Annotated in this window: 2 protein-coding genes; both read right to left on the bottom strand. The window is 47.0% G+C overall.

What is annotated here, in order from left to right; all coding sequences use genetic code 11:
- The coding region (locus R7Q41_RS24235; protein WP_318144733.1) for a spore coat protein U domain-containing protein at positions 1-435 on the bottom strand (435 nt) is incomplete at its 3' end.
- Positions 435-1138, bottom strand: a 704-nt coding sequence (locus R7Q41_RS24230) for a fimbria/pilus outer membrane usher protein (RefSeq protein ID WP_318144732.1), incomplete at its 5' end; no start/stop codon positions are given. The genes R7Q41_RS24235 and R7Q41_RS24230, both read right to left, overlap by 1 nt.

Below are 1138 nucleotides of genomic sequence, written 5' to 3'. Positions count from 1 at the left end.
CGAAAGGTTACTTCCAGCTCCCGTCCGAGCATAAAGAGGGAACTCAACTTGGTCTCCAAACAGCCCCAACAAATCTAACAAGTCGGTGTCTGTGAAGGTGTGCAATTGGCCAAAAACATACTCTTGTGAAAGGCTTGAATCGCCAAAGATCTGATAGTTAATTACCGAACTGGCATCTCCTTGGGTGGTCATCTGCCCACCATTGAGGCTGGTAAATGTGACGGACACATAGTCGCCACTCAACAACGACACAAGTGTCGAAAAGTCACACGTTATCCCGGCATGAGGCTGAGCTGAACTTTGTTGCTGAGTGCTCGACACCGTAAATGAGGAAACGCTACCAAACTGGATTGAAGGTGTTGACGCAGTGAGCTGACAAGCTATTGTCGAACACGAGAAAAAGAGAAGTAGACTAGCCAGCCAGCGATGCAACATCATAGTGCCGCCTCATCTTCTGTTTTGAGGCAAACCTGACTATTCAGTGTTTGTATTTTTTGACTCTCGCGCTCATACAACCCTTCAATTGAAACTTTACATGGTGACTGCCCTTGAGGATAAAACAGAATGTAACTGCCCGGATCAATGCCTTCAAAGTAGGTAAACCCATCCCACCCAATTTGACTGACTAATCCTGTCTCTGAACGCCCAAACGTGCCAAGCGGCAGGACTAGGTGATTTTCATCCACAACGGTCATACTCAATGCAATTTGCAGCTCAATGGGAAACTCTAATAAATAACCGTAACCTGCATGTATCGAAGCGAACTGCTCTGTCGTCGAAAATGCCGCATTCGCTGGTAAAGTGAGTGGGTCAATTTCATATTTGGCGGTGTAATACGCGGTAGCCCAAGGCACTAGCAAATAGCCATCCTCGTCAGTCACGCCAACAATTTGGTTTTCATATTTAACCGGAATACCGTCAAAACCACTGGTGCTGACCACGGCAAAGCTGTCATACACTTCGTTAGCAGGGAAGATTTTGCCATCCAATGTCGAGACCGAACCCGCCATTTCCGCAAAATAATCATAATTCCCACTGGTGCCATTGAGCCCTCCTCGAAACTGAGCCCACGAGGCACGATAGGTCAAATCGGCTTGCTTACGGTTTTCAGGATCTTCATTGAGGTCATGCGCTAAAT

The organism is Vibrio sp. 2096 (assembly GCF_033339595.1).
GTDB lineage: Bacteria > Pseudomonadota > Gammaproteobacteria > Enterobacterales > Vibrionaceae > Vibrio > Vibrio alginolyticus.
This window is presented reverse-complemented; position numbering and strand designations above follow the sequence as displayed.